At 68.6% G+C, this 8,420-nt stretch carries 12 protein-coding genes and 1 pseudogene; 3 read left to right on the top strand and 10 right to left on the bottom strand.

Going from position 1 to position 8,420, the window contains the following annotated elements:
- From Q0C81_RS12265 to Q0C81_RS12245, 5 genes are all read right to left on the bottom strand, one after another.
- On the bottom strand, positions 1-347 hold a 347-nt coding region (locus Q0C81_RS12265; RefSeq protein WP_291838156.1), incomplete at its 3' end, for a tetratricopeptide repeat protein.
- Positions 348-440: 93 nt separating this feature from the next.
- Positions 441-1,277 (bottom strand): 3-methyl-2-oxobutanoate hydroxymethyltransferase, encoded by an 837-nt coding sequence (gene panB, locus Q0C81_RS12260; RefSeq protein WP_291838154.1) that lies wholly within the window; start codon positions 1,275-1,277, stop codon positions 441-443.
- A 57-nt stretch (positions 1,278-1,334) separates the two neighbouring features.
- The gene (locus Q0C81_RS12255) at positions 1,335-1,748 is read right to left on the bottom strand and encodes a hypothetical protein (protein WP_291838152.1); all 414 of its coding nucleotides are present in this window, start codon (positions 1,746-1,748) and stop codon (positions 1,335-1,337) included.
- Positions 1,738-2,292 (bottom strand): sigma-70 family RNA polymerase sigma factor, encoded by a 555-nt coding sequence (locus tag Q0C81_RS12250; RefSeq protein WP_291838149.1) that lies wholly within the window; start codon positions 2,290-2,292, stop codon positions 1,738-1,740. Before Q0C81_RS12250 ends, Q0C81_RS12255 begins: the two co-directional genes overlap by 11 nt.
- Positions 2,293-2,317: 25 nt before the next feature.
- Entirely contained in the window at positions 2,318-2,722 is a 405-nt protein-coding gene (locus tag Q0C81_RS12245) for a DUF6249 domain-containing protein (protein ID WP_291838147.1), read from the bottom strand.
- A gap of 157 nt (positions 2,723-2,879) precedes the next feature.
- Between Q0C81_RS12245 and Q0C81_RS12240 the strand changes: the two genes are divergently transcribed.
- The gene (locus Q0C81_RS12240) at positions 2,880-3,701 is read left to right on the top strand and encodes an endonuclease/exonuclease/phosphatase family protein (protein ID WP_291838145.1); all 822 of its coding nucleotides are present in this window, start codon (positions 2,880-2,882) and stop codon (positions 3,699-3,701) included.
- Here the strand turns inward: Q0C81_RS12240 and Q0C81_RS12235 are convergent.
- The 3 genes from Q0C81_RS12235 to Q0C81_RS12225 are packed head-to-tail and all read right to left on the bottom strand — an operon-like array spanning position 3,665 to position 4,949.
- The gene (locus Q0C81_RS12235) at positions 3,665-3,988 is read right to left on the bottom strand and encodes a hypothetical protein (protein ID WP_291838142.1); all 324 of its coding nucleotides are present in this window, start codon (positions 3,986-3,988) and stop codon (positions 3,665-3,667) included. The two genes, Q0C81_RS12240 and Q0C81_RS12235, sit on opposite strands and share 37 nt — an antisense overlap.
- The gene (locus Q0C81_RS12230; RefSeq protein ID WP_367118019.1) at positions 3,978-4,517 is read right to left on the bottom strand and encodes an RNA polymerase sigma factor; all 540 of its coding nucleotides are present in this window, start codon (positions 4,515-4,517) and stop codon (positions 3,978-3,980) included. Before Q0C81_RS12230 ends, Q0C81_RS12235 begins: the two co-directional genes overlap by 11 nt.
- Positions 4,518-4,544: 27 nt before the next feature.
- Positions 4,545-4,949, bottom strand: a complete 405-nt coding sequence (locus tag Q0C81_RS12225; protein ID WP_291838139.1) for a hypothetical protein — start codon at positions 4,947-4,949, stop codon at positions 4,545-4,547.
- 243 nt (positions 4,950-5,192) lie between these two features.
- On the opposite strand from Q0C81_RS12225, the gene Q0C81_RS12220 reads away from it, so the two are divergent.
- Together Q0C81_RS12220 and Q0C81_RS12215 are read left to right on the top strand one after the other, a co-directional pair.
- Entirely contained in the window at positions 5,193-5,432 is a 240-nt protein-coding gene (locus Q0C81_RS12220) for a DUF2188 domain-containing protein (protein WP_291838136.1), read from the top strand.
- Between the two features lie 232 nt (positions 5,433-5,664).
- Positions 5,665-7,800: a glycoside hydrolase family 3 N-terminal domain-containing protein gene (locus Q0C81_RS12215; RefSeq protein WP_291838133.1), complete on the top strand. Its 2,136-nt coding sequence runs from the start codon at positions 5,665-5,667 to the stop codon at positions 7,798-7,800.
- On the opposite strand, the gene Q0C81_RS12210 is transcribed toward Q0C81_RS12215, so the two are convergent.
- Together Q0C81_RS12210 and Q0C81_RS12205 are read right to left on the bottom strand one after the other, a co-directional pair.
- Positions 7,797-8,144, bottom strand: coding sequence for an arsenate reductase (locus Q0C81_RS12210; protein WP_291838130.1), 348 nt, complete (start codon positions 8,142-8,144; stop codon positions 7,797-7,799). The two genes, Q0C81_RS12215 and Q0C81_RS12210, sit on opposite strands and share 4 nt — an antisense overlap.
- A gap of 86 nt (positions 8,145-8,230) precedes the next feature.
- Positions 8,231-8,420 (bottom strand): annotated as a pseudogene (locus tag Q0C81_RS12205) (patatin); the annotation flags it as partial.

The following is an 8,420-nucleotide window of genomic DNA, read 5'->3' as shown; positions in this document are numbered from 1 at the left end:
TCCATGAGGGTCAGGGCCTCGGCGTCGCGGCCGGCGTCCAGGGCGATGCCCGCCCGGTGCTGCAGGGCCAGGCCCTTGTAGGCTCCATTGCCCTCCTTCGCCGCCTGGGCGAAGGCGGCGTCGGCGCCGACCGGGTTGTTGGCCTGCATGGCTTCGAGGCCGCGCTCATAGGCGACCGAGGCCTTGTCGGCCTTGGACGTTTCCATCGACTGCCAGCCCCACCAGGACAGGGCGGCGATCAGGGCGACCAGAAGAACGCCGCCCACGACGGGCAGCCAGGTGCGGGCGAGACGCTTGTAGCGTTCGGAGCGAAGCTCCTCCTCGACCTGCTCGAAGACATCAGACACGGAACAGTCGCCCCCAGAAAACGGCGATCAGAGCCGTTGAATTTCAATCCGGCCGGACCCTAGAGGGTCAGCACGGCCCCCGCAACGCAGCCTTCACTGCGAAACCGGCTTTTTCGAGAAGTAGGTCTCGACTTCGGCAGGAAAACGGCGGGTCCGGACGTCCTTCGCATAGGCCTCGACAGCGCGGTCGATCTCGCCGCGCAGATCGGCGTAGCGGCGGACGAATTTCGGCGTCCAGTCGAACAGGCCCAGCATGTCGGGCACGACGAGGATCTGACCGTCGCAGGCCGCCGAGGCGCCGATCCCGATGGTGGGCTTGTCGATGGCTTCGGTGATGTCGCGGGCCAGCCCTTCGGCCACGCCCTCGATGACCACGGCGAAGGCCCCGGCGTCGGCGGTGGCCTCGGCCTCGGCGATCACCCGCAGGCGCTCCTCCTCGGTCTTGCCCTTGGCCTTGAAGGCGCCGTCGGTCAGCACGGCCTGGGGCCGCAGGCCGACGTGGCCCATCACCGGAATGCCGCGCTGGACCAGATAGGCGATGGTCTCCGCCACCGTGGGTCCGCTTTCCAGCTTCACGCCCTGGGCGCCCGTTTCCTTCATGACGCGGGCGCAGTTCTCGTAGGCCTGCTCCTTGGCGCCCTCATAGCTGCCGAACGGCATGTCGATGACGACCATGGCCCGCTTCGAGCCGCGCATGACCGCCTGGCCGTGCAGGATCATCATCTCCAGCGTGACGCCGACGGTGTTGGGCATGCCGTGGACCACCATGCCGACGCTGTCGCCGACCAGCAGGACGTCGCAGTGGGCGTCGAGGATTTCCGCGGTCGGGGCGTCGTAGGCGGTCAGGCAGACCAGCGGCTCGCCGCCCTTGCGGGCCCGGATGTCCGGCGCGGCGAGGCGGCGGACGTTTTCCTGCTTCTGGCTGGACATGGGAGAGGCTCCGGTTCGGGGAGCCCCTAGATAGGCTCCCCGAGCGGAACCGTCACGTCACACTTCCTGCGACAGACGAACCACGCCCGCGGCGGCCGCGGCGATCAGGGCCCCGGCGGCGATCCAGAACATCTGCATGCCGCTCATGGAGCCGAACGCCAGATTGCCGAGGCCGGCCTGGTCGAGGCCGGACTGGATCGCCGTCTGGGCGTTGAAGGAGACCGCCTCAAGTCCCTGCATGCCGGTCGCCGCCGAGCCGCCGCCTTCGCCCAGATTGACGTTGACCGAGACCACTTCGCGAACGGCCACCACGGCGCCGACCAGGCCGGCCAGGCCCAGGACGACGACCCGCAGGCGCGAGCCCTTCTGCATCCGTTGTTCCACCTGGGCCGTGAACAGAGCGGCGTCAGGCATCGTCGGCGTCCGGGCGAACAGACGCTCGATCGCGGGATCGAACTCATCAGCCGACATGCTGTGTTCTCCCCAGGGTTTGAGCGGGTTGGAGCCGCGCGCGGAGTTTATCCAGACCACGTTTGACATGAGACTTCACCGTACCGAGTGGCAAATTCAGGGCCGTCGCGATCTCCGGATGGGCCATTCCCGCGCCGTGGCACAGGGAGACGCACAACCGTTCCGGCTCGCTCAGGGTCTTGAGGGCTTCGTCGAGGTCCATCAGGCCTCCCGGATCGGGCGCAGTGACGGTCTCTTCCGTTTCAAGTTCAGCGACATACCGGGCCTCCTTGGCGACACGCTTGAGGTAGAGGCGCGCCGCGATCCGCTTCACCCAGGCGGCGAAGGTGCCGTCGCCGCGAAACTCCGAACAGCGTTCGAAGGCCTGAATGAAGGCGTCCTGCGCCACGTCGTCCGCCAGCGAGGGCTGAGCCCCCATCCGGCGCAGCAGGGCGCGGACGGCGGAGCCGTGCCGGCGAACGAGTTCGCCGAACTCCTGACGCCCGCCCGCCGCCGCGAGGGCGGCGAGCTCGACGTCATGTCGGTCGACCAGGGCTTGGGCCATGTGTTTTCCCCCGTCCCGAGCCGGATCAGTCCCTGTTCTTGTTGAAGAAGCTCAGGGCGATGAAGGCCAGGCCGATGGTGATCGGGATGGCGGAGATGCCCAGCATGCCCGTATCAAAGTGATTGCCGTCCCAGTCGTCGCCGAAGCCGCCTCCAGTGATCGCGCCGAAGGCGGCGATGCCGATGCCGACGGCCAGCCAGATGATGCCGCGGCGAATGTCCTTGGTGCGCGACGGCAGGTTCTTCGAGACGTCCTTGGTCATCGCCTCGATGACTTCGGGCGGCATGTCCTGCCCCTTGTCGATCGCGTGGCGCAGGGTCTCCTGCATCTCGCGACGCTCACGGCTCCTGAGCCAGGTCGGACCCACGACGATGGCGGTCAGCGTGCCGAAGACGGCGAAGATCGCGAAGATCGGAATGAAGTCTTCCATCGAATATCCCCTTTAATCCTTGTGGACCGAAGCGTGACGTTTCGGCCTTCTGAGAACAAGAGGCGCCGGGAAGCTCCTACAGATGCGAAGTTTCGGGTGAAACTTTCGTAAGGCTCATGAAACCGGTTACAAGGCCGCAAAAGGGAGAGGATTCGCCATGATCGACCGTCGCACCCTGCTGGCCGGACTGGCCGCCGTTCCGGCCGCGGCGGCCGTCACGGGCTGCGCCACCCTGCCCGCCCCCGGCGCATCGCGCCCGCTGAAGCTGGTCACCTTCAACATCTGGCACAATCAGGGCGACTGGGCCGCCCGGCAGCCCCTGCTGATCGAGGCCATCCGCGCCGCCGACCCTGACGTCATCGCCCTGCAGGAGGTGCTGGAGGACGCCAACGTCGGCCTGCCCAACCAGGCCCGGACGTTGGCCGACGCCCTGGGCGGCTACGAAATGCATTTCGTCTCCACCGACGCGGAAGGCGCCCCGCGTCGCTACGGCAACGCCATCCTCAGCCGCCTGCCGGTGCTGGCGCATGATTCGCGGAAGCTGGAACCGCTGGACGACTACCGCACCGCCCTGCGGGTGCGGGTCGATCTGGACGGCAAGACCATCGACATCGTCGACACCCATCTGGCCTGGCAGGCAGACGCCCAGGCGGTCCGGGCGCGCCAGATCGGCGACCTGCTGGGCTGGCTGCCGCACGACGGGACGCCGCTGATCGTCATGGGCGACTTCAACGCCGTGCAGGAGGACGCCGGGCTGAACGTGCTGACCGGCGACCGCTTCTTCAGCGCCCTGCCCCGCGGCGTGGTCCCGACGACCCTCAATCCGGCCAAGGGCCATCCGAACCGGGTGATCGACCACATCTTCGTCGAGGCGGCGCATTTCGCGCCCGGCGCATGGTCAGTGTTGGGGAATACGCCGGTGAACGGAGAGTATCCGTCAGATCACTTCGGCGTGGCGGCGACCGTCACCGTGCGCTGAAGCGCGCCGGTCAACCACAGGCCGACGCTCCCGGCGACCACGGCGCCGGCGAGGATGAAGGCCACCGGCTGGATCAGCGGGACCAGTTCCCACGACACGGTCTCCAGCAACGGATGCAGGACCCATAGGACCAGGCCGGTCACGACGGCCCACGGCAGCAGGGCCGCGACCGTCATCCAGGCGCGGCGCCGTGCGATCCGCCCCGCCACCTCGACCTCGAACGCATAGTCGCGCCGGGGTGGAGCCTCGGCGGCGAACAGGGTTGCGAGTTTCTGTTCAGGCGTCATCGGGACCTCCGAGCGCTTTCAGCAGGCGCGCCCGTCCGCGCGCAACATGGGACTTCACCGTGCCCAGAGGCAAGCCCAGCGCCTCCGAGGCCTCGCCATGCGACCAGCCGTCGCCCAGACACAGGGCCACGCAGGCGCGCACGTCCGCCGGCAGTTCGGCCATGGCGGCCTGGAGGGCCATCTTCTCCTCCGCCGATATGCCCGCCGGCGTCTCGACCGCCTCCAGCCAGCCCGAGTCGCGCGCCGCGCCGCGCCGGGCGCTGCGGATCCGGTCCTGCGCCTTGCGCCAGGCGATCCCGCAGAGCCAGGATCGTACGCCCGCCGGGTCCTTGAGGCTGCGCAACGACGCCCAGCCGGCGACAAAGGCCTCCTGGGCCACATCGTCCGCCTCGGCCCAGCCGCTGCCCAGGAAGCGGCGCAGGAAGGCCCGCACCGCCGCCTGATGCCGCTCGACAAGCCGCGAGAAGGCCGCGTCCGAACCGGCGAGCGCGCGGCTCACCAGTTCGGCGTCGGTCATGGCGTGCTGCACGGTTCAATGTCCCCCCGGCTCGCCCCCTCAACGATTCCGGCGACAGGTCAGGGCGCTGATCAGAGCCCAGATCGCCACCGCGCCCATGACGAAGGACACCACCGTGAAGGCGCCGCTGTCGCCATCCATATTGGTCAGATAGGAGGCCCCGAAGAAGCCGATGCTCAGGGCAGTGAACAGGCCGAACAGCGACCAGTAGTTGGTCGGCTGGCGATTGCCGGGCGATTTGCCGTCCCAGCCGTCCTCGTCCAGCGGACGCTGCAGCACCTTCAGCAGCGCCTCCGGCGGCTCCTGCCCCTTTTCGGCATAGGTCTTGAGCAGGTTCAGCGCGTCGCGCTGACGCCGGTAGCCGAGCAGGCTGTTGAACGCCCCCGCCAGCATGAAGCCGATCGGGAAGAGCAGCCACCAGAACTGGTAGAAGAAGTTTTCCATCGTCGTCATCCCCACTGGCGAAGGCCGTCCTCCGCGCTATTCATTCCGTAGTCGGCGCCGTTCCGCGTTGCGGATGCGCACGTCCGAAAATTACTTCATCCACAGCCGCAGGCTCGACACCGGCGCGTCTGCGGTCAAGGTAGGCGACCCAAGTGCGCCAACGTGCGTTCCCGCAACCGCATCGTTACGGCCGCGTTGGCTGTCGCGACGTCAAACATCCCTCCCCCGGCCCGGAGTCCCGCCATGGTCCAGATCACCTATCGCATCGTCGAACACGACGGAGGCTGGGCCTACAAACTTGGGGACACCTATTCCGAGACCTACCCCGACCACGACTCGGCCCGCGCCGCCGCCGTGGCCGTGTCGCGCGAGCAAAAGGTGTCGGATGAGGACGCCTTCATCGAGTATGAAGACACCAACGGGCGCTGGATCACCGAACGGGCGGACGGGCATGACCGTCCTGACGCCGACGTCGAGGGCTGATCGGCCGCAACCGGTTGTGATCACTTCGGGGTAGGCGCGGCCCAGCATGGCCGTTAAGTCCTGCGCGAAATTTGATGGAACCGGTTACATGCATCACCGACTCGGCTCAGCACCGTCCCGTCGATGGCTTCTCGCCGGAGGCGCTCTTATGGCTGGAATGATGATGGCTCCCCGTATCGCTGCCGCTCAGGCGCAGGCAAATCTCTCCCGTGTCGACGCCCTGATCGCTCGCATGACGATCGAGGAAAAGGCCGGCCAACTGAACCTGATGAACGACCCGTTCCGCTGGCGGCCGGAGGGGGTGAACCCCGGCGACGCCCTGGACACAGACCAGTCCCAGACGGCCGCCGACATCCGCGCGGGCCGTATCGGCGCCCTGTTCAACGGCGTCGGCGCCGCGAGCACCCGCTATGTGCAGGACATGGCCGTGCGCGAGAGCCGGCTGGGCATCCCGCTGCTGTTCGCGGCCGACATCATCCATGGCCTGAAGACCACCTTCCCCGTGCCGCTGGGCGAGGCCGCCAGCTGGGACATGGACCTGGCCGAGCGCACCGCCCGCGCCGCGGCGGTCGAAGGCGGCGCTGCGGGCGTGCACCAGACCTACGCTCCCATGGTCGACGTGGCCCGCGACCAGCGCTGGGGCCGGGTCGTCGAGGGCGCCGGCGAGGACGTGCTGCTCAACAACATGTTCGCCGTGGCGCGGACCAAGGGCTTCCAGGGCGACGACCTGACCGCCTGGTCCTCGCTGCTGGCCACGCCCAAGCATTTCGCGGCCTACGGCGCCGCCGAAGCGGGCATGGACTACAACTCCACCGACATGAGCGAGCTGGCGCTGCGGTCCATCTACCTGCCGCCGTTCAAGGCCTCGCTCGATGCGGGCGCCCTGTCAGTGATGAGCGCCTTCAACGACCTGAACGGCGTGCCGACGAGCGGCAACAAATGGCTGCTGACCGACATTCTACACGGCGAGTGGGGCTTCGCGGGCTTCGTGGTCTCCGACTACACCTCCGAGCAAGAGCTGGTGGCCCACGGCTACGCCGCCGACGGTCGCGACGCAGCGCGCCTGGCCCTGATGGCCGGCGTCGACATGTCGATGAAGAGCGGCCTGTTCCTCAAACACATCCCCGAACTGGTCCAGTCGGGCGACGTGCCGATCGAGCGCGTCGACCAGGCCGTGCGCCGGGTGCTGATGACCAAGGCCGCCCTGGGCCTGTTCGACGACCCCTATCGCGGCTCGGACGTGCGCACCGAGCGCCGCGTCACCGGCAGCCCGGAGCATCTGGCCCTCGCCCGTGAGGCCGGGCGCAAGTCGATCGTCATGCTGAAAAACGACGGCGGCGTCCTGCCCCTGCCCAAGACCGGCAAGCGCATCGCCCTGATCGGTCCGTTCGGGGCGGACAAGGCCGACATCTTCGGTCCGTGGTCGGTGTTCAAGGACACCCGCCTGGCCGTATCGCTGGAAGACGGCGTGCGCGCCGCTCTCGGCGAGGACGCGACCCTGACGGTGGTGAAGGGCTCGGATGTCGAGGCTCCAATCGCCGGCGGCATCGAGGCGGCGGTCACCGTCGCGTCCGAGGCCGACGTGATCCTGCTGGCCGTCGGCGAGTCGAGCGAGATGTCGGCGGAATCCAAGTCGCGCATCGACATCGGCATTCCCGCCGCCCAGCTGGCCCTGGCCGAGGCCGTCGCCGCCACGGGCAAGCCGGTGGTGGTCCTGCTGCGCAACGGGCGCGGCATGGAGCTGTCCGGCGCGATCCGCGACGCGCAGGCGATCCTGGTCACCTGGTTCCTGGGTTCGGAGACCGGCCACGCCGTCGCCGACGTGCTGTTCGGCGACCATGCCCCGGTCGGCCGCCTGCCGGTCAGCTTCCCCTACGCCTCGGGCCAGTCGCCCTTCTATTACGCCCACAAGTCGACCGGCCGCCCGTCGCGCCCGACCGACCGCGAGTTCACCTCGAAATTCCGCGAGGTCCCGCACGCGGCCCTCTATCCGTTCGGTCACGGCCTGAGCTACTCGCCGGTCAGCTATTCGCCGGTGAGCCTGTCGTCGCCGTCCGTGACCCGGGACGGGTCGGTCACAGCCTCGGTCACCCTGACCAACGACGGCCGGCATGACGCCTCGGAAGTGGTGCAGCTCTACATCCGCGACCGCGTGGCCTCGATCACCCAGCCGGTGCGCCTGCTCAAGGCCTTCGAGCGGGTCACGGTCCCGGCGGGCGGCAGCGTGCAGGTTTCGATCCCCCTGCCCGCCTCGGACCTGTCATTCCTCGGCGCGGATCTGCGCCCGACCCTGGAGCCCGGCCTGTTCGACGTCTGGCTGGCCTCCAGCGCCCAGACGGGCGAGCCGGCGCAGCTCACGCTCGTCTAGCCGAATACGGCCGCATAGATCTCGGGCTTGAACCCCACGGTCGTGCGGCCGTCGACATCCAGCACCGGGCGTTTGATCATCGACGGATTGGCCAGCATCAGGCCGATGGCCTTGTCGGCGGTCAGGTCCGCCTTGTCCTCCGGCGGCAGAGCGCGGAAGGTCGTACCGGCGCGGTTCAGCACGATCTCCCAGCCGTGCGCCTCGACCCAGCCGCTCAACGTCTCACGGTCGATCCCGACCTTCTTGTAGTCGTGGAAGGCGTAGGCGACGCCGTGCTGGTCCAGCCAGACGCGCGCCTTCTTGACCGTGTCGCAGTTGGGAATGCCGTAGAGCGTCGGGATCATGGTCTGGCCTCAAGCGTTTCAGCCGGGTCTGCCGCAGCCCGCCCTGGCCCGCAAGGCCCCGCCAAGCTGGAGGCAGCGGCCAGGGGCTAGCCGCCCGGCGGGGCCGTGACCGCCGGGGCCGGCGGCGGCTCGTCCGTCAGCTCGGCGGCGGGCGTGACCCAGGCCTCTCCGGCCGCGGCGCGCGACCGGCCCAGTTCGAAGGTGCGGGTCATCGAGGCGTGATCGAATTTCAGGCTGGAGGCCTCCGCGTCGGCCGGGATGGACGCCACCCGGAAG

This window comes from Brevundimonas sp., assembly GCF_023259385.1.
Taxonomy (GTDB): Bacteria; Pseudomonadota; Alphaproteobacteria; order Caulobacterales; family Caulobacteraceae; genus Brevundimonas.
This window is presented reverse-complemented; position numbering and strand designations above follow the sequence as displayed.